The sequence below is a fragment of the Rossellomorea sp. NRS-1567 genome, assembly GCF_050467885.1.
Taxonomy (GTDB): domain Bacteria; phylum Bacillota; class Bacilli; order Bacillales; family Bacillaceae_B; genus Rossellomorea; species Rossellomorea aquimaris_C.
The window spans coordinates 314,341-338,413 of sequence record NZ_JBITPL010000015.1 but is presented as its reverse complement, the minus strand read 5'-3'; the positions used below and the strand labels follow the sequence as shown (position 1 = coordinate 338,413).

The following is a 24,073-nucleotide window of genomic DNA, read 5'->3' as shown; positions in this document are numbered from 1 at the left end:
TTTAGAGGAAATTGAATAATAATATAGAACTAAATAATAAACGCTTTCATCGGATGGAGGAAAAGCAATGTTCAAACACATTCTTCTAGCAACAGATGGATCTGAACACTCTCTAAGGGCAGGAGAAAAAGCGATCGCTCTCGCAAGATGCCATGAAGGCTCTAAAATAGATATAGTATATGTAGTAGACGGAAAGCAATCCAAGGAAGATGTTCTGCATCATTGGGGACTGGATGCAACAGATAAACGGAAGCAGAAACTGCAAATGATCGAACAAAAAGCAAAACATGAAGGCATCGACTACGAGATTATCTTTTTACACGGAGAGCCAGGGCCGACCATTGTTGAGCATGCGAACAAAAACAACTTCGATGCAGTAGTCATTGGAAGCCGTGGATTAAATGTATTTCAAGAAATGGTCTTGGGAAGTGTAAGCCATAAAGTCGCAAAAAGGGCTAAATGTCCCGTGATGATCGTGAAATAGAGAAAGACTTCCAAATAGGAAGTCTTTCTCTATTTCATCCTAATACAAATAATCAAAAATCATCGGTACCCGCTCTCTCCAGGCAATTTCATTACGTGCCTAAAAAATATGGAGAGTATATTGAAGAATTACTCCAACATTAAAAGGGGCGTTTCCGTTAAGATAGGACCCCTTTTGAGCAATTTTATTCACTTTCACTTCGATTATATGAGCTTTCAGGAAGCGTGTCCCAGAAAGAAGTATCAGCATTTTCAATTGACCCGTCAGCAATGGCTTTTGCCGTAGCTTCTAAACTAATGACCGCTTGCTTAATGAGGTACCCATTACTCTTTTGACCCAGAACATAATCATCACGATAATGATCAGCCATTCCTCTCATTTCAAAAAGAAGGGTTGCTATTCCATATTCAACCGCCAGTCCGTTACGGCTGATCGTCGGTGCCGTTCCCCCGATGTATTTGGACAAAGTACCGAATCCACGGTGTTCGACCGTGTTGTAAAGGACTGATCCGAGCTGTTTTGATTTTTCGACGACTCCAGGGTCTACATTTTCATTAGTAGGATAAAGAATTGATCCTGACACAAGCTCATCCGTATTTCCAAGCGTTGTTTCAGCTCCTTGATGATGAAGATCGATCATATAATCAGGCTTGTATTTTTGAAGAACGTTTTCATGTAGAGCTTGTGTTTCCGGTTGTTCCCGGTCCACATGATCGCGATTTAGATCGACTTCGTTCGCATTATAGCGGGTGTGAGTTCCCGATACATAATCCTCAAGGGAGAAATTAACGTCCCCTTCTGCTCCATCCACATTTAATCGCGGAGCAACCAGTATATTTACGTTCTCGAGCATTTCTTTTACTTCTTTTGAGTTCGAAGTAAGGTGCTTGATGAACTGAAGAGCCCCTTCAGTCGTCAATGTTTCGTTTCCGTGCTGCTGAGTTAAGTATAGGATCGTAGGGGTGTTTTCATTTGTTCCAAATTTCGCAAGGTAAAGATCTCGTCCTTTGACGGATTGACCATATACTTCTAAAGAAAGAGCATCTGATCTTTGATCTAAATGTTGGAGCATGCTAGCCATTTCTTCATAATTATGAAGTCGCTCGTTTTTGATCGTCTCGTTACCATTGTATCCTGGACCATTTGCAAGTACAGATGCACCCGGTGCAGAGTAAGCGATTCCTGATGCTACCAACACACCCGAAAGTGCACCAACCATTAATTTCTTTTTCATTATGTATTCCTCCTTTTATTTCGACTCCCTAATCTATTTAGAGATAAAAGGATTGAAACCCTTTTCCATTTGCAAAAATGAAACTATGGAACTGAACTACGTAACTGCGTCTGGATATAAGTTCCTATGACTTTTCGGGAATTGTTGTCTTTTGTCAAACTAATAGCAGGAGACTAATTGTTCAGTCCCTATTTCCCATAAAAAAGAGAAGCTAATAAAACATCAGCTTCTCTCCCAAAGCATTTCAACCTATCCTACTGTCCATAAATCTTCCCTGAATCATCAACGTAAATAGTTTTAATGACGGTTCTTTGGAACGTATTTTTGTCCTTGCTTCCTTCCACATCAATGGTCACATTATAAACTCCTTCTCCAAGCTTCGGAAGTTTTAATGATCCGTTCTTTGTTTTCACCTTACTCTTTTTCAACTTACCACCCTTGTAATATTCAATGGTCATGTCCGGTTTAAGCTTTAGCTTACTATCTTTGGCCTTCAAGCTGATTTCATCCTGTGCTAAATGGATACTCAATGCATCATTCATCGCGCTTTCAAAAGACACATGTAAGAGATATTTTTCTGCTGAAGATGATGATGCTTCAATCGTCCACTCCCCTGGTGCCGGATCTTGAACTGTTACCGTATGGTGATACGCACCGTTAAAGTATTCACTTTCATCCTTTTTCACCTTGAAGGTTGAATGTGTGTTTTGACCAGGATTTTTTAGAATTAATTGTGACGAAGGGCTATTGCTTATCCAATCGAATGTTACGGACTTAGCCCCCTGTTCTACTAATACCTTTTCTTGTTTCTTTTCACTATATTCTCCTCCTCTAACAAAAGAGGCAGCATTTTCGGCAACATTTGACTCGACCACACTTTGAGTATTGAAACCCGATGTATTGGTCGCTTCATTCAAATAATTTTTGAAAATATTAAATGTAGATGAACCTTCTTTGATGGTCGAGTGATTCCAATCCCCCACTCTCAGTTCTGTTCCATAGGGAAGTCTTGAACTAGTGACCGTAACGGCTCCATCGTTGCTGCCATAAGCCCTGAGGTACAATCCTCCCCAATATAGTGAGCTTCCGAAACTTCCCCATTTCGTCCCGCCAAACGTATAGATTTGATTTCTATTTACGTTCGGATGATGATCTGTTTCTGAGCGGAAATAGCTCATATATCCTGTTTGCAGTGAATATGTGGCATCATTCTTACTTCCTAGAATGCCTGTTAACCATCCTGCCCAGCTGCTATAAGCAAGATCTGCTAACTGGGAACCATAATGTGGGGTGGATAGGGTGATCACCCTTGCGACATATGGATAAGCACCATAGTGTACAAGAGCTGATTGTGTATCAATGCCCCCTTTACTATGGGCCACAATCACTACCTTTTCGCCGTAGTAATTGTATATGTCATGAATTTTCTGGGCCAGGAGGGCACCGTTATCCCACATATTCTTTGTTGGATAAAGATCGATAAAAGCGGTTTCATAATCATTTTGAAAGGCAGTGTCATACATATTATTTTCATTCCACCATGTGTTTGAAGAACTATTTAATCCGTGAACAAAGAGAATTGGATGTTTGGAAGGGGCTACATACGCGGGAGTTGTACCTACATACCACTGCCCGGGAACTCCAGAAGGATCATCCTTACCAAATGAACCGGCCTGGCTCCATGACGGAAACAGTAAAAATAGTGCAAAAACGGTCATACCAATCTTTTTGATCATACACTCTCTCCTTTTCCGTTGAAATGAACCTGTAAAGTATATCGACGGAATTCAGAAGATATAACTGGCCTAAGAGAATTCGGGAAGAAAGAACTAAAAAATGTTCACAATTCTACTCTTTCACATGAACATTCACTATCAAGATCCTGAATCTTAGTCATTCTATCTCACGCTATTACCTCTCGATAGGTTTTACTAATATCTGAACACAAAAAATTAATTCGTATGTTCACGTAACCAATTCTTCTCTAAATTCACCACCCATTCTTTCCTAATCCCTGTTAGAATGAGGGTAATACGTAAAATTGCGAGGAATGTGTTATGCCTGATTGGTCCTATCACGGAATATTCAAACCCGTTTTATCCAAACTCCCTGCTTACATATCAAGAGAGTTTATACATAGAGGAATGAGTACAATCGCTTCTCTCCCCCTTGGTCCTCACCTCATACATTTTCTAGGAAGAGAAGAGTGCTCCCCTCACCTGAATAAACAAATCAAAGGGATGAAATTTACCAATCCTGTTGGTCTCTCCGGTAAAATTGATCCCTTACTTACCGGTACATCCGCCTTTGTTCATTTAGGCTTTGGTTTTATTGAAATTGGTCCTGTAACTTTACAAGCTTCATCAGAGTCTTGTTACCCTGATGCGGATCATAAAGAGCAGCGTATTCAATTCTCGGATCCCCTTGAATCCATTGGATTAGAGAGGACGCTAGAGAAATTAAGGAAGATTAGAAAAAAACAGCCCTTTATCATCCGCCTGTCGGGGACACCCGAAGAATTATCTATTATGATGCAACAATTAGATGTATTTGCAGATGGTTATATTGTAGAAGCTGATGAACTTCATTCTACTATACATAGTGACAAACCGATTTTCATCTCAAATCCGACTTTAGAACTTCTCTACACATTGAACGTTGAAGATATTTCAGGAATCATTGTGGAAAAAAATGAATTCAACACTCTCCTTTCAACTGTTCGTTCATACAGAAAAGCAATCCCTGCTATATCCATCATCACTACAGGTGAAATTCGTGAACCAAGTCAGGCACTATCTCTACTAAGTGAGGGGGCAGATCTCCTTCTTCTTTCAGATGGGTATGTCTTTTCGGGTCCGGGTTTAACCAAACGCATTAACGAAGCATTGCTGGATGATTTGAACGATCAGTTACCCCCTCAAAAGGGATGGCAATCTTACTGGTGTTTTGGTTTATTTATATTTATAGGGGGACTCTTAGCCCTCCTTTTTAGTTTAACGTCTGTGACTCTTCCCTATGATGAACATTACTTGGGGATGCAAAGGGAATCGATTGCTGGATTCAACGATCGTATCGTGAAATTTATGTCTCATGATCGGATGACCTTAGCAGGTACAATGATTTCTGGAGGAATTGTGTATATGCAGCTTGCCTTCCATGGTGTCAGGAGAGGTCTCCTATGGGCCAAACAGTCAATAGACATTGCCGCCATTACAGGATTTCTGGGAATATTCTTATTTATCGGGTATGGCTACTTCGACTGGCTTCATCTTTTATTTTGGCTCATTTTGCTGCCCTCTTACGTATATGGCTGGATTCATACAAGGGAGATAAAGGGAACTCCATCATCTAGAAACCGAAGAAATCATAAATTATGGTTACAATCCCTGTATGGTCAGCTGGCATTTGTCGTACTTGGATTTTCTTTTGTTCTCGGAGGTCTTGTCATTTCTTACTATGGGGTTACTTCTGTTTTTGTTCCGACGGATCTCCTATACCTCTGTATGCCACCCGAGATTCTTCATGAGTTCAATCAGAATCTCATTCCCGTTATTGCACATGATCGAGCGGGGTTCGGCAGTGCTTTAGTAAGTGTCGGATTACTAGTCTTAACTCTTTCACTTTGGGGCTTTCAGCAAGGAAATAAGTGGGTTTGGTGGACGCTTCTAATCGGGGGGCTACCTGCCTTTATATCGGGGATATATATTCATTTTGCTATCGGGTACACCTCGTTTCTCCACCTTCTGCCCGCCTACTTTGCCATTGGCTTATTTTTGATTGGATTAGTCAAAACCTATTCTTTTTTTCATAAAGATAGGGATAATGATGAACGTTAGCTGTATCCAGGGTGGATATGGCTTTATTTGATGGAATTTTTATCTGAAATCAGTGAATGAATATAAAAGAAAAAACATCCGGAAAGGCCTTTTATGTTAAGAGTTTGTAAATTTGACGTTAGGTCTTTGAGTCGGTACATTTTTCATGTTATAGTCTTTGTATAAAATTCCGATATCGAATTTCGATATCGGAATTCCATTTGAAGATTGGGAGGTGTTTCATTGGAAGACAAAGTATTACGGAAACTCTTTCTAGGGTTTATCCAGATCCATATTCTCCATCATGCCAAGGAAGAGCCGATTTACGGTACGTGGATGTTAGAAGAATTAAGGGAACATGGATACAGCATAAGCTCCGGTACACTGTACCCAATTCTTCACTCAATGGAGACTGACGGACTACTAAAAAAAGAAGAGAAAAACGTGGACGGAAAGATCAGGAAGTATTATTCGACTACAGATAAAGGCAATAAAGTACTCAGTGAAGCACGTGAAAAAGCCTATGAGCTATTTAAAGAAATCAAAGACTAACAAAGAAGGTGAAATATAATGAAAACATCTAGAGGTTTGAAGTCGCTGATTGAAATACTATTTATTTCTACAAGATTGGGGCTAACATCTTTCGGTGGGCCTGTTGCCCATTTAGGATACTTCCATGAGGAATATGTTCGCAGAAGAAAATGGATGGATGAGAAAAGTTACGCAGATCTGGTCGCTCTATGCCAATTTCTCCCAGGTCCTGCCAGCTCTCAAGTCGGAATGGGCATTGGGATCATGCGGGCAGGAGTACTTGGAGGAATTGTTTCATTTTTAGGCTTTACCCTCCCTTCTGTCATTGCATTGATTCTTTTCGCCATTATACTGCAAGGATTGGATGTGGCAGATGCCGGGTGGATACACGGGTTGAAGATTGTCGCAGTTGCCGTGGTTGCTCATGCTATTTTAGGAATGGCCAAAAAGTTGACGCCCGACTTAAAACGAAAAGCGATTGCATTGTTCGCTTTAGTGGTCATTTTATTATGGCAAACGGCGTTTTCACAAATAGGGGTCATTCTTCTATCAGCATTTATTGGATTTATTCTTTTTAAGCAACATAAACCCGACGCTGAATCCCGGATTGACTTTCCGATTTCCCGTAGATTTGCAGTGATTTGTTTGTCTCTATTCTTCGGATTACTGTTTCTTCTTCCGTTCCTGAGGGAATTGACATCACTTGAATGGATCGCTTTATTCGATAGCTTTTACCGTTCCGGGTCATTGGTGTTTGGCGGTGGTCATGTTGTATTGCCACTTCTTGAACGTGAGTTTGTTCCTACCGGTTGGTTAACGGAAGAAGCGTTTTTGGCAGGATATGGTGCAGCCCAGGCGGTTCCTGGCCCTCTTTTCACTTTTGCAGCTTATATTGGTGCTGTCATTAATGGATGGCAAGGCGGACTGCTTGCGACTTTCGCTATTTTTCTCCCGGCTTTTCTACTCATTTTAGGGACGCTGCCATTCTGGGATTCTCTACGTAGGAATCCTAAGATAAAAGGAGCTCTTATGGGAGTGAACGCAGCTGTTGTTGGAATCCTGATCGCAGCTTTCTACCATCCGATATGGACTTCCTCCATTCTTGCTCCACAAGACTTTGCCTTTGCGGCGGTTTTGTTTAGCATGCTGGTATTTTGGAAACTTCCACCTTGGGTCGTCGTGGTCACAGGTGCAGTTGGTGGACTCGTTATGGGATTCATATAATTCATCAAATAGACTGAGTTAGGGACATGCTCCCTAACTTTTTTGGTTTATGGAGGACACGATCTTGCACAGCGGAAGTATAAGTATAGAACGTAAACGGCAGATACATTTTTTAGAGTGCTGAATAATGAAAAGTGATCCTGGCAATGGATGCCTGGATCACTTTTCATTCTATCTTTTTATAAATCGATACGTAAGATATGCAATATAAAGGGGTGTAGCAATGTAAATTAAATAGGGAAACTGCTCATAGGTCCCTTTGTAGATAACGAATAGTAATGCTCCAATGAAGAGCGTCACAATCGTTCCGTATTTGGGTAAAGGCACTTCCTTGAGACTAGGGATTCGTATACGACTCACCATGAGAAAACACATTGCTGTGAAAATGACCGTTGTCACGATATTTGGTATAAAGTCTCCAAATAGGGTTAGAATCGCCAGGATACCACCTGCTGCCGTAATCGGTACCCCCACGAAATAATGAAGAGACGATTTCGGCGGACTGGTATTAAACCTTGCCAGGCGATAAGCTCCGAATAATGGAAATAACCCTGCTACGATAAACCCTAATAAACCAAATTGAAAGAAATATGTATAATACACAAGAAAGGAGGGTGCAACTCCAAACGTAACAATATCAGCTAATGAATCCAATTCCTTTCCTAATACACTATCCGCTTGCAGCATCCTCGCCAATCTGCCGTCCATGCTATCAAGCATCATGCCAATAATAATTAGTATTGCTGCGTTTTTAAATTGTCCGCTTGCGGCAAACCCAATTGATAAGAAACCGCAATACAGATTTCCCAACGTGACCATATTGGGTATTTTTTTCGTTAGTTTCATCTTTTATCCTCGCTCTACCAAAAATTCTATTACTTCTAGGATACCATGTTACAGATTTTCTTAAAGAAATGTTGTGAAAAAACTTCATAAAATCTTATAAAATTTTTATTTAGAATACTGAAAGTTGACCATACTATTTACTGAGTATGAAAGTAAACGATAATTGGTGTTGATCTCATGATTAGAAAAAAGCTTCGTGAATGTAAATGTCTTACTCTAAAACTATTGCGTCTCAAAGATAACTCTCACAGTATTGCATTAGGATTCACAGTTGGATTATTAATCAACTTCGTTCCCTCTTTTGGCATAGGTCCGTTCATTTCCACAGCCTGTGCGAAGATGATTAAAGGGAATTCATTCGCTGGATTAGTAGGAGGGATCTCCTTAATTTGGGCTTTCCCTATCTTCTTCTACTTAAATCTTATTGTAGGATATCTCTTCTACCCCATTGATGTAATGGATCCTTCTTTAGACCACGCCAGTGAAGCAGTAGACGTAGGGGTGCAATTGGGGAAAGCATTCTTTATAGGGATGTTCATCAATATCCCCTTATTCGGTATCCTCACTTACTTCATCATACATTCCATTGTTAGAAAATACCGGGAGACGATGCTCGCGTATGTGCAGAAGAAGTGGAATTTATAGTCTTTTCCACTCTCTCTTTAACAATGAATAACAATAGAGGTCATAGTATTCCCCCCGAAAAAAATGCTTGTCTCTGTAAATCCCTTCTTTTTTAAATCCAAGCTTCTCCAGGACACGGATGGAGGAATGATTTTCTGGTGCTACATAAGCCTGAATCCGATTAAGACGTAAAAAATCAAACCCGTGTTCCAAGGATTTTTCCACGGCTTCACTCATATAGCCTTCTCCCCAAAATTCCTCAGCCAAATCATACCCTATTTCCGCAATATGATTATAGCGGTCCCACAAGTGAAATCCGAGGGTTCCCATAATAACTCCATCCGCTTTCCTTATGATCCCCCAACGATTATGGTTTTTGTTTTCACAATAAGTATTCCACTCTATATAGTTATTGGCCTCATCAATATTCGTATACAATTCCTCGTCATAGAGAAACTTACACACATTTTCATCTGAATACAAGTTCAAGATAAAATGTGCATCATTTAGTCGAAGTTCTCTTAAACGTAAACGGGATGTTTCCATTTCGGGAAAATTTTTTGTCTCCTTCACTGTAATCCCCCCTTTTTTTAAAAAATGATGAAACTCTTTCATGTTTTTATTCGTATATTCTACTATGAAGATTCTATCTTAACATTATCACACTATATACTAATCCATCTTATGTTTTGTTATAATTTAACTATTAAGTAACGAATACGATTAGGAGAAAAAGGAGGATTGTCATGACTGGAACCATTGCTGTTATCATGATTTTTTCAATACCCATCCTCGGAATCATAACGGACCATTTCCAAAAACAATCCAAGCTAAAGCAAAAAATGATAGAAGACCAACTCGAACTGGAAAAACTGAAGCACGAAAACTTTGTGATTGAAACCCAGAAAATGAGACTCGAATTAGAACAAATGAAACTTCAGGATCCTAAGGAAAAAACGCAAATTTTATAAATAAAAACGCCAGGATCTCCTGGCGTTTTTATCTGTCTGGCTTTATAGATCCACGGCCACTTGAGTGATATTATTTTATACTCCGTAAAAACGCCGCTTGACTTTAACGCTTAAAAGCGTTTAAGATATAAAGCATCTTGATCATACATATTTAAAAAAGAGCTGTGATGGATTTGAAGTAGTGATTTCCTCCCTGTTATAGAGAGCTAGTGGTGCTGGGAACTAGTACATAGGAAAATCATGAATTACGTTTCTTGAGCTTCTTGTTCTATAGTGGGACAAGACGGTTATTGTCCGTTATCAATTTGAGTGGTAAGCAATTCGCTTACAACAAGGGTGGTACCGCGATCTTATTCGTCCCTGCTGATTTTTTCAGCAGGGATTTTTTGTATGTATCTACTTTCGCACACAAAAGCGTTTAAGCACTAAATAACATTTAGAAATAAGGAGAATTTAATATGAACCAATCCATTCCGAGTCATTTACGGCCATTTGTAGCTGAGCAGCATTATCATTCATACACCCCTATCAATCATGCCGTGTGGCGTTATGTAATGAGACAGAATCATCATTTTCTGGAAGATACTGCACATGAAGCATTCACAGAAGGATTAAAAGCTTCCGGTATTAACATACACGAAATTCCCAGGGTCAGTGATATGAACCGACACTTAGCGAAAATTGGCTGGGGGGCAGCGATTGTAGACGGTTTGATCCCTGGTACAGCGTTCTTTGATTTTCAAGCTCACGGTATTCTCCCAATAGCAACGGATATTCGTCAAAAATCGAATATTGAATATACCCCTGCTCCTGATATATTGCATGAAGCAGCCGGACACGCTCCCATTCTTTTTGATGAAACCTATTCCCGATTTGTAAAGATCATCGGCAATATCGGAGCGAACGCTTTTGCCACTGAAGAAGAACACGAAGCTTTTGAGGCAACCAGGCATTTATCCATTGTGATGGAGGATCCAAGCTCCACATTGGAAGAAATTGAAGAAGCAAAGCAGGTGTTAATTGAAAAGCAAGAAGCTGTTTCTGGTCTTTCTGAAGCAGAACAAATTTCGCGAATCTTTTGGTGGACAGTGGAATTCGGTTTAATCGGGGATTTTCATCAACCGAAGATCTTCGGTGCAGGACTTCTGTCATCGGTTGGAGAAAGCAAACACTGCTTATCAAGTATGGTGATCAAACGACCGTTCACAATCGAAGATGCCATTCATACCAGCTATGATGTTACCTCCATGCAAACTCAATTGTTTGTTTGTGAAAGTTTCGAACAACTCATTGAAGAAGTAGAGAAATTCGGTGAGACCATGGCTTTTCGTAAAGGTGGAACTGAAGCGATTGATAAAGCGATTCGTTCGAACCAACTTGCTCATATCGAATATAATTCGGGTTTACAAGTCACCGGGACCTTCAAAGAAGTAATAAAAAATGAGCGAGGTGAAGCAATCTACGTCAAAACCGTTGGACCTACTTCACTTTCCATCCAAAACGAGCAACTCGATCAACACGGGACAGATCATCATGCAGAAGGCTTTGGTGCACCTATAGGTATCCTTCAGGATGGCACCATGCTTGAGAACCAGACCGAAGCGGATTTAAAGAAGCTGGGCATCGAGACGAACAAAATGATGCAAATCACATTTGATGGTGGAATTGAAGTTTCTGGACATGTGACGAATCTCGTCTTTCATCATCACCGTCTTGTCCTCATATCCATTGATGAATGTATGGTGACTTTGGGTGAAGAAATTTTATTCCACCCTTCATGGGGAACATACGATTTGGCAGTAGGCAGTGAAATCGTTTCAGCGCGGCCACATGCGGCAGACTATGATGCTTTCTTCGGCGACACTCCTCTTATCGAAGAAGAGGATGGCGGATCTCGTGATCTTACACCATTAGACAGCCTCTTCAGAGAGGTCAGAGAACTGAGAGAAGTATCCTTTTCCACAGATCTTACTCATAGTATAGTAGGTAGACTGAAAGAGGATTCCCCTGAAGAGTGGCTGCTTAGACTTGAAATCATTGAACTTCTGCAGATTCACGAGCCTGAATCTCAGTTAAAGGAAGATCTTCTGAAAGACTTATACGTTTTAAGGAAGCAGGATCGGTTTGCAAGACTCATTCAAAATGGCCTTGATGTCATCTTTGGAAAGAAAGGGGTTACGGTATGAAGAAGTTAAGTGAAGCTGCCCTCTCTCAAAAACTTAAATCTCTTGAAAAGTGGCGCTTAAAAGAAAAGAAGTGGATCGAACGGCGCTATCGGTTCAAGGACTACCTTGAAGGAATACGGTTTGTAAACAAACTGGCAGAGGCAGCCGAGGAAGTGAATCACCATCCTTTTATAACGATTCAATACAAATTGGTTATTGTAGAGTTAACCTCTTGGAGTGAAAATGGTCTGACGGATTTGGACTTTGATTTGGCCAATCAGTATGAAAAACTGTATAAGGAAATGGTGTAAACAAAAGAGACGGTCCCGAGGGGCTGTCTCTTTTGTTCATTGTACCTTATTCCAAATACTCTTCCGTCAAACTTGAGCTCAAATATCTTGCCATACCCGATTTCAGTTTCTTCATACCATGTTTTCTATAAAACTCTTCATTACCGGTTGTCGAGATTAACTGAACGCAGGAAACATCTTTTAACTGCTCTAAAAGGTCACTCAAGATGAGACTGCCGATTCCATTTTTTTGATACTCTAAGTGAACGACCACATCATAAATTGCGGCATTGAACACTCCATCCGTTAAAGCTCTTCCAACTCCAATGACCCTACCATCACTAATAGCTAAAGTTACAATATCACTTCTTTGAAAAACCTTGGTGATTACTTCATTTGAGTGCTTCAACCATCCTGCTGACTGGTACACTTCACATATCTCATCCAGCTTATTCGAATCAAATTTGTGATGAATCTTGATCTCCATTATTTTTCACCTTTCCTATTCCAACCAATCCGATCACTCATATTCATAAAATCATAGTTATGTTCATCTTTTCAAAGTCTCGTCTCTTCATGATTTATCAGCGTTCCCTGCTTCTGCCCAGAGCATATTTTCTCCATGATTCCTGCCTGGCCGAAGTTAAAAATGTGTACAGGGAGTTTATAGTCTCTTGCTAACAGCAGAGCTGATTGATCCATGACTTTAATATTATTCGTTACAACGTCATCATAATTTAAATTGTGATACATCTTCGCGTTTTTATTTCGTTTAGGGTCACTCGTAAAAACACCATCGACCCCCTGCTTCGCTACCAGGATGGCCTCACTATTCGTTTCGATGGCCCGCTGAACGCTGGGGTAATCCGTCGTTACGAAGGGTTGACCGTTTCCTCCACCGAATATAACAATGTATCCTTTGTCAAGATGGTGAACGGCACGAAGGCGAATATACGGTTCGGCAACCGTTGAAACAGGGATTGAAGTCATCACTCGAACCTCTTTGTCAGTCTTACTTTTCAACACACCTCTAAGCATCAAACTATTGATAATGGTACCTAAAGTACCAATACTATCCGCTTCTACCCGCTCTATTCCCCATGTATCTGCCAAGCTGCCCCGAAATATATTGCCTCCACCCACAACTAAGGAGACTTCAATCCCCATATTGACGATCGACATGATTTCGCCTGCAATGTGATCAAGCTCTTCAGTGCCAAAATTATTTCCTTCCTTATCCGCCATCGCTCCACCACTTAATTTAATTAACACACGCTTGTATCTCATCTAGATTCCTCCCCTGGACATAAAAAAAGAACTAAAAAGGTAATGAATACCCTTTTAGTTCTTTTTATAGGAGAAGAAATACCGAAACATGATTGATGATTGATTAACATAACTTCTCCCCCTCTCGCACTATTCAGAATTTTCCTTCTCTAATTGTATAGAAAATATAGGAAATGGTCAAGTGAATTTTTTTGATTCAGTTTGCCTTACTAACCTAGCCATTTACCTCTTCTTGTAATTTCAATATAACTTCTTTTATCTTCAACATCCCAATGTTTCCTTCCTTTCTCCTCCGTAATGAAATAGCTTCACTCTTGATTTCCTTGTCACCGATCACCATCATATAAGGAACTTTTTGTATCTCTGCTTCTCTGATTTTCAGACCGACTTTTTCTACTCGATCATCGACTTCCACCCTAAAGCCTTCTCTTTCTAACTGAGACTTCACTCCTTGAGCATATTGAATATGTGCGTCGGAGATAGGAAGGATTTTGACCTGGTAAGGAGCTAACCAAATGGGAAAGTCTCCTCCGAAATGTTCAATGATGATTGCCATAAAGCGTTCGATTGAACCGTAAATGGCTCGGTGAATCATAATAGGTCTGACTGCTCCATTGTCTTCCCCAATGTATTCACACTCAAATTTTTCAGGCATTTGGAAATCTAGTTGAACCGTACCACATTGCCAGCTTCGACCAAGAACGTCCAATATATGAAAGTCTATTTTTGGCCCGTAGAAAGCACCGTCTCCTTTATTGATTTGATAATCGACTCCTCTCTCTTTCAATACAACTTCCAAATCTCCTTCGGCTTTATCCCATAATTCAACGGAGCCCATAAAATCTTCCGGGCGAGTCGAAAGCTCGACCTTATAGTCAAACCCGAATTTGCTATAGAAAAGATCGATAAGATCCAATACTTTATGAAGCTCTGATCGAATCTGGTCTTCCCTTACAAATAGATGAGCATCATCCTGAGTGAAGGAACGGACTCTCAATAATCCACTTAATGAACCCGATAGCTCATGTCGATGAACTAATCCCAGTTCACCGTAACGGAGGGGTAACTCCCGATAACTTCTTCTCTTGCTTTTATAGATCAAGACTGCCCCTGGGCAACTCATTGGCTTGATCGCATATTTCTGATCATCTACCTCTGAGAAATACATATTCTCATGGTAATGATCCCAGTGCCCCGACTTTTCCCATAGCTCCTGCTTCATCATAATGGGAGTCCTAATCTCCTGGTATCCTGCTTTCCGATGTTCCTTTTTCCAAAAGTCTTCTAACTCATTCCGTAATAGCATCCCTTTCGGTAAATAAAAGGGCATCCCGGGTGCTTCTTCCATTGATACAAATAACTCCAGCTCCTGACCTAATTTCCTGTGATTTCTTTTATCTACTTCAGATTGAATTGACATTTTGTTTCCTCCTAATCATTTATTTATATTAAAAAACCGCATTCATCCCTATCAAGGGACGAATGCGGTCGTGGTACCACCCTAATTCCGAAGTGCTAAACAAAAGCCCTCCGCTCAAAGTTGATAACGGTTTTCCCGATTATGGATACTGACATTTCACCATAATAGCTCCAAGGTGGTAAATCATTTCCTTTTCTTCAGGGCTCTCAGCCATGTGACCCTGTTCTCTGGTAAGAAAAACAGCAAATGATTCATGTCCTCTTCAACACTTTTTTATTCAATTAATAAAAAGACCGCACCCATCCCTAACCAAGGGACGAGTGCGGTCGTGGTTCCACCCTAATTCAGAAGTGTAAAATATTACTCTTCGCTTAAGTAAGATAACGGTTTTCCCGATTATGGATACTGACATTTCACCATAATAGCTCCGAGGTGGTAAATCATTCTTTTCTCTTCAGGGCTCTCAGCCGGTGACCCTGCTCTCTGATCAAGAAAAAACGGAATGAATCATGTCCTCATCTTTGCTTTCGTATAGTATATTCAATACAGAATAAATTTGTTATTGAAATTATATGGTAGTATTTTCTAGCTGTCAAGAGGGATTAAATAAAAACAAGAAGAATTATCGCGACAAGGACAAGTCGATAAATCGCAAAAGGGATTAGCTTGATTTTATTGATCACCTTAAGGAAAAAGTGTATCGACAGATAAGCGAATAGAAATGCACTTACGAACCCAACCAATAAAAACGGTAAAAACTCAGGGGTAAAGTACATCCAGTTCTTCATTAGAGAAAGGGAACTTGCTCCCAGCATGATCGGAACCGCCATAATGAATGTGAAATCCGATGCTGCCCGGTAGCTCAACCCTAGTAAAACTCCTCCAGAAATGGTGGATCCTGACCTCGAAAAACCCGGCCATAATGATAAGCATTGAATAAGCCCGATCACCAGCGCTTTTTTATGTGTTATCTCATCGACGTTTTCCACAGTGACGCTTTTGGGACGAAACAAATCCGCTGCAATCATGAGGAAAGCACCGATCGTTAAACCAGCCAGAACTGTATTCAGCGAAAAAAGATGCTCATCGATATAATCCTCAAATAACAAGCCTAGAATAACTGCGGGTATTAATCCAGCCAGTATGTGGGTTAATTTCAAATTAGATGAATTACTTGCGGTACGATGATTAAATCCGAGTAAATCTTTAAATCTCTCTCTAAATACAATGACAACAGCTAAAATTGAGCCTAGTTGAATCACAACTTTAAACGTATTTGCCGGATATTTACCCAATACTTCTTTCGATTGGATCCATAAATCGTCTACTACAATCATATGGCCAGTGGAAGATACAGGAGCAAACTCCGTTAACCCTTCGACCATACCCAATATGAATGCTTTTATTAACATGATGAAGTCCATTTGTCATTTCTCCTCTATCGTTTAATCATACTGTGAATCTGTCAGTCATGAAAGATAGTTGGAGTGGTATTTCACAATGACACCAAACCCGTTTGAATCCCCACGATAATGGGAATATAGCTGGTCTTTGGAAAGAGTGGGAGGAATTAGAGGCAGAATTCTATTAAAAGGAATTCTGCTTTTATCTTCTATTTTCTTCGTCACTAAAGAAGGAGTTAATGAGAAAGAATCATCGTCAAGATAGGCAATCTGAGCTTGATCCTGAATGACTTCTTCTCCCCTATGAGCCTGAATATCGTTTATCTGCTGAAAAATTCCAAAACAGCAAAATAGCACAAGCAACATGATTTTCTTCACTCTCTTCTCCCCCTCTCGCGATAATCTAGCTTATCATACTATAACCGACTGGGGACGACAATAAGGAATTACTGAACAGAACACTTCAAATGTATCATTTGTATCATTAGCCTAAAAGATCATTTTCAAGGTCAAATCTATAAAAAATACAGTATAGGGCTTTCCTATACTGTACTTCTCTCTTACAACTAATGAATGTCTTTCTTCTTAAACCTCCCGCCCCTTACCTCAGCTATATCCGCAATGGCTAGAAAAGCGGAAGGATCATGTTCTGCAACGATATCTTTAAGCTTCGCCTCCTCCAGACGAGTGATGACACAGAATATGACTTTTTTGTCGTCTCCTGAAAAGGCCCCTTCTCCTTTCAAATAGGTCACTCCTCTCCCCAGTCGGTGTAAGAGGGCATCACCAATCTCCTTGTAATTTTCACTTATGATCCAAACCGATTTGGATTCATCCAGTCCTTTAATAGTAATATCAATCATTTTAAATGCTACATAATAGGCCAGAAGTGAATACATGGCTCTATCCCAGCTAAACACAAATCCGGCGGAAGCCAAAATAAACAGATTGACGAACATTATTATTTCACCGACAGAGAAGGGCAGCTTTTTACTTGATAAAATAGCAAGGATTTCCGTACCATCCAGAGATCCACCGTAACGAATGACCATACCCACTCCTATTCCGAGAACGATCCCGCCGAATAAAGAAGCCAGCAGAATATCTTGTGTGAAGGCAGCTACCGGATGAAGAAATGTAGTTGAAATCGATAATATGATAATTCCATATAATGTTGAGAATGCGAAGGTTTTTCCGATTTGTTTATATCCGATGAAGAAAAAGGGGATGTTGAGAATAAAGATGAAAAGACCAAGCTTAACGCCTGTTATATGGGAGAGCATAATCGAGACGCCGACGATTCCTCCATCAATGACCTGGTTCGGGACTAGGAATATTTCAAGCCCAACTGCCATGATCATCGCCCCGATGGTAATGAGGAAAGCTCTCTTCACTACCTCTTTAAGGGGAATCTTCTTATGCTTTATTTTCACTTGCTGCAATTGATCTATTACCTGTCCTTCAATCATCTTCGTTCCTCCTCCTAAGATTAACATCCCGCGACAACTACTGAACTCATCTCATTGGAACCAAAATGATCTATGTAACATACACCAAACCAATCCATCAAAGCCCACAAAAACCGGCTTGTATAACTTATATATTCTATTATCACCTTCAAAATACCTGCTAAAAGTGAGGGACGGACCTCTAATAGAGCACCATCCGCCTTTCAGTGGAACAACGAATATCTTGTTTTAATCATGTTATTCAAGTTATCTAGCCATTTTCTATTAATAATTTAAAGGTCCGTCCCTCATCTAATTGTAAGATTTGACTCAAGGGGGAAAATGAAGTATTTTTATTACTTGTATATTCATATTTTGGATAGGCTGGAACTGTTTTCTGTTTCCAGGTAAATTAGGTTTTGGAGGCTTTTCTTTGATTACATTAATCAAAACTTTGTTAGTCAATATTACAATTTTGTTTTCGTTTACGTATAATGCTAACGTATTATTTCCATTTAAAGAAAAACAAGTTCCACATTACAAACATAAAATCACTTATGGTCTTATCGCATCCTTTGGGGCTTTATTGTGTATGCTCTATCCGATTGAAACCCTTGGGGAGACTCATTTCGACTTACGCATGATCGCCATTTTAATTGCAACGATCTACGCCGGATTATTATCAGGATCGATCGTTTTAGGATGCGTGATCATCTTCCGCTATTTAATAGGTGGTCCATATGTAATGGTTGGAATAACGGTCTCCGTGCTGGCGTTTGTAATAGGCATTCTCTTTCGTAAGATGTTATTAAAAACACAATATAAATTACTGGGAAGTACAATCATCTTCCTGATTCATTCATTGTTTTACATCACAATTATCAACAACTATATTCCTATTCTTCATTTGCCGTTTTATTTCATTTATTTCACGGTTTTCTATTTTACATTTGTGGCACTGGTGTTCATTATTGAACATTTGATTCGAACGAACAAACAGATTGAAGAAATGGTGTATCTCGATAAATTGAATATGGTGGGACAGATGGCGGCTTCTATTGCCCATGAGATTCGCAATCCCCTTGCAACCGTTAGAGGATTCATACAGCATCTAAGCGAGGATACTGAAGATGAACAGTTTAAAAGGTACTCCCCACTTATTCTGAATGAATTAGATCGTACGAATAAAATCATCACAGACTACCTTAGCGTAGCAAGACCAAGTGAATTTCAGCTGTCTACACTCAACCTGGAAAGAGTGCTTCAAGACTGTGTCGACTTACTAAGACCATTCGCCTCCTATTCGAATACAGCGATACTATTCCTCCAAAATGGCACCCATTATATTAAGGGTGATGAGCATCATATGAAGCAAGCGATTATGAACGTCATAAAGAACGGAATTGAATCAATTGAGGAACGTGGGGAAATCACCATTTTTTTAAAAGAAGACTCTACCAGGGACAATGTGGTAATCAATATTTCAGACACGGGAAAAGGGATGACCGGGGATGAGTTGAAAAAGATCGGTTTACCCTTTTACACCACGAAAACAAAGGGCACCGGCCTTGGGAGCATGGTAACGAATAAAATCATTCGTGAAATGGGTGGAATGATTGAATACGAAAGTGAGTTGAATAAGGGTACTGTCGTGAAAATTCGACTACCCCTCACAACCAAACAATAATCATCACCAAAAGCTTAGGAGATTTTATCCTGGGCTTTTTTCTTGGAATAATCCCATCGCTGTTAATCTATGATACACTTACTTTATCAATATTTTCCAGGGCTCTATAACCTGGAGGGAGGCTAATACGATGAGCAAAAGATCGACAATCCTGTTTTTAATAGGTCTAATCATAACATTATGCATCATAACCATTCTCAATAAGCCCACAGAAAAAGATTTTACCCTTTGGCTGCAAGAGGAATATAATATTGACTGCAATGAAGACTGCTCTATCATTGAAATGGATAGTGGCGAGGGGAACATTACAGAGAGGATAAAGCTAGCAAACGGTAATGGAGCCTATACTCCTGGACTATTTACATTACGAATAAATAGACATTACATAAGCCTAAATGACCCTGACCGCATATTTAGCGTAGGAGTGATTGGCTTTAATGGAAGATTCTACGAAATAAATTCAGAAATAGGTCTTTTAGGAAATAGGGAATGAACAAGGAATGACTAAAGTTTACATAATAATATTATAGACATTTATATGTGCAACACTAAACCCGACTCTACTACAGAGCCGGGTTTTCTTCGTCTAATCTAAAAACCTCAGCAAATCTCCATAAATAATATCATCAGACATGCCTAACTCTTTTCTTACTGTTTCTTTAAATAGCTCACATAATGATTCAGAAGTTGATGCTTCACTGCTCTTATCATAGCAAACATTGTCTTTAAAGACGTACTTTTCAGTTACAAAGTCACCATCCCTGAAAATGACAGGATGGTCTTCTTTTCGAGTGAACAGATTATGTCCAAATGAAAGATTATCCTTCGTATTAATCCCCAATAAATGGAGAATGGTTGGACGAATATCGATTTCTCCCCCTATCGTTTTGATCGTTTTTCCATCTTCACCAGGCACATGGATAATGAGTGGAACTTGTTGAAGTTTCACATGATTCACCGGAGTGTCTTCCTGCCCTAAAAGCTCGAAAACTCCATTTTCATATTTTTCTGAGATGCCATAATGGTCTCCATATAGTACAAAAATAGTATTTTCGTACATTCCATTTTTTTTAAGCCTGTCAAACAATGATTTAATCGCTTCATCCTCATAACGTACTGTTGTTACGTAACGGTTCACAACATCCTCTTTTGTTGAAGCCTCTGGAATAAGTTTATCCTCTTCTTCTAATAAAAATGGAAAGTGATTGGTCAGCGTAATGAAACGTGTGTAAAAAGGTTGAGGTAATTTCTCAAGATAAGAAATGGATTGTTCGAAGAACGGGATATCCTTTAATCCGTAGTTAACAGAGTTTTCTTCCGTTACATTGAAGTCTCTTTTCGAAAAATAGCGATCGTAGCCTAACGATTCGTACATTATTTCACGATTCCAAAAAGTACGATCATTGCCATGGAAAACTGCCGCATAATAATCTTCTTTCTTTTTCAAAATATGGGGCATGCTTTTATAATGGTTATCCGGTTTGCGAACAAATGCTGAACCGCTTGCCAGTGGATATAACCCTGTATCGATCATGAATTCAGAATCTGAGGTTTTCCCTTGAGCTGTCTGATCATAAATTTGATTAAAATAAAAACTATCCTTGATTAAAGAATTTAAAAAAGGTGTGATTTCTTCTCCGCCGACTTTTTGGTTGATGACAAAATTTTGGGTGGATTCCATACTGATCAATACAACATTTTTTCCGTCGGCAACACCGAACAAATCTGAGTTGTTATGTTTCTTGGATTGTGTATATTTAATGGACGCTTCCGTATCTGATTTACTGGCAAGCATCTTTGTGAAAGGTACCGTAGATTCGACCCCGATATCAAATAGGTGATAATTGTATGGCCCCACTGATTTGACCATTTGCTCTCTATCATATGACTCAGCAAATAAATATGGAGATTTCACCAGGCCTAATCCTACTGTAACGAGCAGTAACACTAGACTCAACCCGATATATGAAAGCTTCCACCTCCTTGAAACCTTAAAGGAAGAGGTAGCCGTCCACTTTCTCTTTAATAACCACCCGACAAGAAGGAAATCTACAATTAAGAGGAGATCCCAGGGACTCATTAGTTCAAAGGTACTTGGTCCAATCCCCCCTACATTTTTAAACTGAAATAAAATCGGAACGGTAACAAAATCAGAGTAAAATCGAAAATATAATAGATCACCGTATAAAAGCCCGGTTGCAATCCCCATAACAAGGACGACAACAGCGGGTTTTATCTTCTTAGAGAAGTAAAAACTGAATCCAATTAATAGCATTAACGAACCAAGAGGATTGAATATGATGAGTAATAAGTCCAAGAAGGATTCGATACGTAAATTAAATCCAATAAAAGAAACTAACACGGTCTTTAACCATAAGGTTACGAGTGCAAACCCAATCAATTTGTATGTCTTAAAGCGAGATATAAAACGGGATATCTTTCTCATTTCACAACCCTTGAATCGACATTGCTTTGATATTCTCTGTTGAGTATTTTCATTGCTTCCAAAACCTTTCGTTCGTTTTGTCTTCCCATAAGTGCTACCTGCACCCAATTTCTCTTTACTAAATAATCACTTTCGTAGCTTAATAAAATACCTTTATCTTTACAAACATCACCAAACTGTCTACTACACTGTTCCCTCTCCAGTGCCATTGTAATCACTCCTGGAGAATAGTTTTCATTCCCTAGTATATGAAATCCTCCTTGAGTTAACACACACCTTACTCTCAGAGCTATTTTTTCATGAACTTCATATTCAATAAAATTCAGTGCCTCCTTTAGCGCCATTACCAGATTAGATGAGTGGGTATACGGGATGCTTCCATTGACCTCGTACATTCCCATATCCAGGTACCTTGGAATTGATGGACTGGGCTGTATTTTTTCTCGATGAAATACAATGGCGAGGCCGGGATAAGAGCCTAATCCCTTCCCACTGACCGTTGTGGCAAAGTACACTTCCTTAAAGTCCAGTGGAATGGTCCCAACCGAACTACAGGCATCGACGCATAGCTCCACTCCATACCTTTTACACAGACAAAGTAGCCCGTTCAGGTCATACAAGTAGCCTGTCGACGTTTCACAATGAACCGTCCAAAGCCATTTTATGTTTTGATTTTCCTGGAGTAAGCATTCCACTTCGCCTAATGAAATTGCTTCATTCCAATCTTTTTCTAGCGTATGATAATGTAAATCAAACCTGTTTGCATGATCGATCAACCGGTACCCAAATTCTCCGTTTGCGAGAATCAGGCCGCTACCTGACAAACATTTCAGCTGAGCTGCAACCATGTCATTAGATAGGGTGCCCGTTCCCACTGCAACTTCTGCATAGTTTGCGTTTGTCATCTCGCATAATAATCTTCTAACTTCTCCCATTTCATGAATAAACGAGCTGCTTCTATGAGAAACGGCATCTCCTTTGAAAGCTTTTTCTACCTTTTCATGACGTGGAACCGGCCCTGGGAGAAAAGAAAGGGGAACTGAACTCTCTGTTTTGCGAATCATTAATCGCTGAAAGGCTTTCGTCGAATTTTCGAAGCTCTCACGGGTTAAATACATTGGCTGAAATTTGGCCCCTTCCTCCCCCACGAGATCGGCAAATGGCTGAAAACCGATTCGTTTATATAACTTTAGCTGACGAACCGTTCCTGAAATGAGAGCCATCGTATATCCTTTCTCCAAACAATAAGATACTAAACGCTCACATAATTGATAAAAAACCCTCGTACTTCTATATGCTTCTTTTACAGATAATAAGCGAATTTCACAAGGAACCGCACCAGCCGGTAAATATTCATTAAGATTTTTCAGTTTTAAATCCAAAGAGAAGGGACGCTTGGCACGAACCGCAATCATGCCAACGACTTCACCTTCATCTTTAGCAATAACATATGTATTTTCATCGTGAAACTTATCAATCAGTTTGCGTTCTGGATTTCCTTCGTGCTGAGGTATTTCTTCTACAAAGGTCCGATAATTCAATGTATAGATCTGTTGAAACTCATATGATTCACTTGCAATTTTATATTGAAGAGAAAGGTTTTCCATTCTCGTACCTCCTATGTATCCGCAGATTGCTTCAGCTATCGCTTATGGACCAACAGTACCATCACAAAAAGTGACAATAATCCGATAAAAATGGTGAATGAACCCTCAATCACATATGCCGTAATCGGAATGGTTGCCATTGAAAGAAAACCGGCAATGGTGTATTTTCTCAAAATCATATATGAGATTCCCATAGTGATGGCGAAAATCCCAATGGTAAGGGGCTTAAGAAATAATGCAGATGCTAAATAAGCAACTACTCCCTTTCCACCATGTAGTCCAAGCTGGATTGGAAAGAGATGTCCGATCATGACAAATATAGAACTGAGAACGTAGTAACTCTGACCTTCAGCCAGTTGTGCCGTGATCATTAATGCAAGAATAACTTTCCCGGCATCTATCAGCAGCGTCAGAAAAAAACCTTTTCTTCCTATAGCTCGACCTGCATTCGTCGCTCCTACATTCCCGCTTCCCAGTTTACGAATATCTTCACCGGTAAACATTCTCACTATATAATAAGCACCTGTTATACTTCCCAGACCGTAAGAAACCAAAATGATACTACTTATGATTATACTATTACTCATCATT

At 39.7% G+C, this 24,073-nt stretch carries 23 protein-coding genes and 3 other annotated features; of the genes, 10 read left to right on the top strand and 13 right to left on the bottom strand.

The window, feature by feature from the left end:
• Nucleotides 1–67: 67 nt before the first annotated feature.
• Entirely contained in the window at nucleotides 68–484 is a 417-nt protein-coding gene (locus ACIFOD_RS11045; protein WP_430314617.1) for a universal stress protein, read from the top strand.
• Nucleotides 485–668: 184 nt separating this feature from the next.
• Here the strand turns inward: ACIFOD_RS11045 and ACIFOD_RS11040 are convergent, their stop codons facing one another.
• Together ACIFOD_RS11040 and ACIFOD_RS11035 are read right to left on the bottom strand one after the other, a co-directional pair.
• A complete protein-coding gene (locus tag ACIFOD_RS11040; protein WP_430314616.1) occupies nucleotides 669–1,718 on the bottom strand; it encodes a M14 family metallopeptidase in 1,050 nt (349 codons plus the stop codon).
• A gap of 254 nt (nucleotides 1,719–1,972) precedes the next feature.
• The gene (locus ACIFOD_RS11035) at nucleotides 1,973–3,454 is read right to left on the bottom strand and encodes an esterase/lipase family protein (protein WP_430314615.1); all 1,482 of its coding nucleotides are present in this window, start codon (nucleotides 3,452–3,454) and stop codon (nucleotides 1,973–1,975) included.
• 321 nt (nucleotides 3,455–3,775) lie between these two features.
• On the opposite strand from ACIFOD_RS11035, the gene ACIFOD_RS11030 reads away from it, so the two are divergent.
• The 3 genes from ACIFOD_RS11030 (at nucleotide 3,776) to ACIFOD_RS11020 (ending at nucleotide 7,288) form a co-directional block, all read left to right on the top strand.
• Nucleotides 3,776–5,554, top strand: a complete 1,779-nt coding sequence (locus ACIFOD_RS11030) for a dihydroorotate dehydrogenase (RefSeq protein WP_430314613.1) — start codon at nucleotides 3,776–3,778, stop codon at nucleotides 5,552–5,554.
• Between the two features lie 222 nt (nucleotides 5,555–5,776).
• Nucleotides 5,777–6,085 carry a PadR family transcriptional regulator gene (locus ACIFOD_RS11025; protein WP_430314612.1) on the top strand — a complete coding sequence of 103 codons (309 nt, stop codon included), beginning with the start codon at nucleotides 5,777–5,779 and terminating at the stop codon, nucleotides 6,083–6,085.
• A gap of 18 nt (nucleotides 6,086–6,103) precedes the next feature.
• The gene (locus ACIFOD_RS11020; RefSeq protein ID WP_430314611.1) at nucleotides 6,104–7,288 is read left to right on the top strand and encodes a chromate transporter; all 1,185 of its coding nucleotides are present in this window, start codon (nucleotides 6,104–6,106) and stop codon (nucleotides 7,286–7,288) included.
• A gap of 171 nt (nucleotides 7,289–7,459) precedes the next feature.
• Here the strand turns inward: ACIFOD_RS11020 and pssA are convergent, their stop codons facing one another.
• Complete coding sequence (gene pssA, locus ACIFOD_RS11015; protein WP_324748259.1) at nucleotides 7,460–8,134, bottom strand: CDP-diacylglycerol--serine O-phosphatidyltransferase; 675 nt, start codon at nucleotides 8,132–8,134, stop codon at nucleotides 7,460–7,462.
• A 177-nt stretch (nucleotides 8,135–8,311) separates the two neighbouring features.
• Between pssA and ACIFOD_RS11010 the strand changes: the two genes are divergently transcribed.
• Nucleotides 8,312–8,779: a DUF2062 domain-containing protein gene (locus ACIFOD_RS11010; RefSeq protein WP_430314610.1), complete on the top strand. Its 468-nt coding sequence runs from the start codon at nucleotides 8,312–8,314 to the stop codon at nucleotides 8,777–8,779.
• Here ACIFOD_RS11010 and ACIFOD_RS11005 read toward each other — a convergent pair.
• Nucleotides 8,774–9,331, bottom strand: coding sequence for a GNAT family N-acetyltransferase (locus tag ACIFOD_RS11005; RefSeq protein WP_430314608.1), 558 nt, complete (start codon nucleotides 9,329–9,331; stop codon nucleotides 8,774–8,776). The two genes, ACIFOD_RS11010 and ACIFOD_RS11005, sit on opposite strands and share 6 nt — an antisense overlap.
• A gap of 173 nt (nucleotides 9,332–9,504) precedes the next feature.
• Between ACIFOD_RS11005 and ACIFOD_RS11000 the strand changes: the two genes are divergently transcribed.
• The 3 genes from ACIFOD_RS11000 to ACIFOD_RS10990 all read left to right on the top strand — a co-directional run bounded on the left by ACIFOD_RS11000 (nucleotide 9,505) and on the right by ACIFOD_RS10990 (nucleotide 12,205).
• On the top strand, nucleotides 9,505–9,729 hold the full coding sequence (locus ACIFOD_RS11000) for a hypothetical protein (protein WP_299741187.1): 225 nt from the start codon (nucleotides 9,505–9,507) through the stop codon (nucleotides 9,727–9,729).
• 155 nt (nucleotides 9,730–9,884) lie between these two features.
• Nucleotides 9,885–10,094, top strand: a binding site (T-box leader).
• 93 nt (nucleotides 10,095–10,187) lie between these two features.
• Nucleotides 10,188–11,915 carry an aromatic amino acid hydroxylase gene (locus tag ACIFOD_RS10995; RefSeq protein ID WP_430314607.1) on the top strand — a complete coding sequence of 576 codons (1,728 nt, stop codon included), beginning with the start codon at nucleotides 10,188–10,190 and terminating at the stop codon, nucleotides 11,913–11,915.
• Nucleotides 11,912–12,205 carry a 4a-hydroxytetrahydrobiopterin dehydratase gene (locus ACIFOD_RS10990; protein ID WP_397551560.1) on the top strand — a complete coding sequence of 98 codons (294 nt, stop codon included), beginning with the start codon at nucleotides 11,912–11,914 and terminating at the stop codon, nucleotides 12,203–12,205. The genes ACIFOD_RS10995 and ACIFOD_RS10990 overlap by 4 nt, the downstream gene beginning before the upstream one ends.
• Before the next feature lie 46 nt (nucleotides 12,206–12,251).
• On the opposite strand, the gene ACIFOD_RS10985 is transcribed toward ACIFOD_RS10990, so the two are convergent.
• From ACIFOD_RS10985 to ACIFOD_RS10960, 6 genes are all read right to left on the bottom strand, one after another.
• Nucleotides 12,252–12,671, bottom strand: a complete 420-nt coding sequence (locus ACIFOD_RS10985; RefSeq protein ID WP_430314606.1) for a GNAT family N-acetyltransferase — start codon at nucleotides 12,669–12,671, stop codon at nucleotides 12,252–12,254.
• A gap of 71 nt (nucleotides 12,672–12,742) precedes the next feature.
• The gene (gene pyrH, locus ACIFOD_RS10980; protein WP_430314604.1) at nucleotides 12,743–13,471 is read right to left on the bottom strand and encodes a UMP kinase; all 729 of its coding nucleotides are present in this window, start codon (nucleotides 13,469–13,471) and stop codon (nucleotides 12,743–12,745) included.
• 214 nt (nucleotides 13,472–13,685) lie between these two features.
• Nucleotides 13,686–14,891 carry a threonine--tRNA ligase gene (gene thrS / locus ACIFOD_RS10975; protein ID WP_430314603.1) on the bottom strand — a complete coding sequence of 402 codons (1,206 nt, stop codon included), beginning with the start codon at nucleotides 14,889–14,891 and terminating at the stop codon, nucleotides 13,686–13,688.
• 51 nt (nucleotides 14,892–14,942) lie between these two features.
• Nucleotides 14,943–15,166 (bottom strand) — a binding site (T-box leader).
• Between the two features lie 34 nt (nucleotides 15,167–15,200).
• Nucleotides 15,201–15,422, bottom strand: a binding site (T-box leader).
• 71 nt (nucleotides 15,423–15,493) lie between these two features.
• Complete coding sequence (locus ACIFOD_RS10970; protein ID WP_430314602.1) at nucleotides 15,494–16,315, bottom strand: undecaprenyl-diphosphate phosphatase; 822 nt, start codon at nucleotides 16,313–16,315, stop codon at nucleotides 15,494–15,496.
• A 45-nt stretch (nucleotides 16,316–16,360) separates the two neighbouring features.
• Nucleotides 16,361–16,672, bottom strand: a complete 312-nt coding sequence (locus ACIFOD_RS10965; RefSeq protein ID WP_430314601.1) for a hypothetical protein — start codon at nucleotides 16,670–16,672, stop codon at nucleotides 16,361–16,363.
• A 188-nt stretch (nucleotides 16,673–16,860) separates the two neighbouring features.
• Nucleotides 16,861–17,763 carry a YitT family protein gene (locus ACIFOD_RS10960; RefSeq protein ID WP_324748245.1) on the bottom strand — a complete coding sequence of 301 codons (903 nt, stop codon included), beginning with the start codon at nucleotides 17,761–17,763 and terminating at the stop codon, nucleotides 16,861–16,863.
• A gap of 412 nt (nucleotides 17,764–18,175) precedes the next feature.
• On the opposite strand from ACIFOD_RS10960, the gene ACIFOD_RS10955 reads away from it, so the two are divergent.
• Nucleotides 18,176–19,429, top strand: a complete 1,254-nt coding sequence (locus tag ACIFOD_RS10955) for an ATP-binding protein (protein WP_430314600.1) — start codon at nucleotides 18,176–18,178, stop codon at nucleotides 19,427–19,429.
• A 130-nt stretch (nucleotides 19,430–19,559) separates the two neighbouring features.
• Nucleotides 19,560–19,922, top strand: a complete 363-nt coding sequence (locus ACIFOD_RS10950) for a hypothetical protein (protein WP_430314599.1) — start codon at nucleotides 19,560–19,562, stop codon at nucleotides 19,920–19,922.
• Nucleotides 19,923–20,015: 93 nt separating this feature from the next.
• On the opposite strand, the gene ACIFOD_RS10945 is transcribed toward ACIFOD_RS10950, so the two are convergent.
• The 3 genes from ACIFOD_RS10945 to ACIFOD_RS10935 are packed head-to-tail and all read right to left on the bottom strand — an operon-like array spanning nucleotide 20,016 to nucleotide 24,069.
• The gene (locus ACIFOD_RS10945) at nucleotides 20,016–21,875 is read right to left on the bottom strand and encodes an LTA synthase family protein (RefSeq protein ID WP_430314598.1); all 1,860 of its coding nucleotides are present in this window, start codon (nucleotides 21,873–21,875) and stop codon (nucleotides 20,016–20,018) included.
• Nucleotides 21,872–23,482, bottom strand: a complete 1,611-nt coding sequence (locus ACIFOD_RS10940; RefSeq protein WP_430314597.1) for an aminotransferase class V-fold PLP-dependent enzyme — start codon at nucleotides 23,480–23,482, stop codon at nucleotides 21,872–21,874. Before ACIFOD_RS10940 ends, ACIFOD_RS10945 begins: the two co-directional genes overlap by 4 nt.
• Nucleotides 23,483–23,517: 35 nt before the next feature.
• Nucleotides 23,518–24,069: a glycerol-3-phosphate acyltransferase gene (locus ACIFOD_RS10935; protein WP_430314596.1), complete on the bottom strand. Its 552-nt coding sequence runs from the start codon at nucleotides 24,067–24,069 to the stop codon at nucleotides 23,518–23,520.
• Nucleotides 24,070–24,073 lie beyond the last annotated feature (4 nt).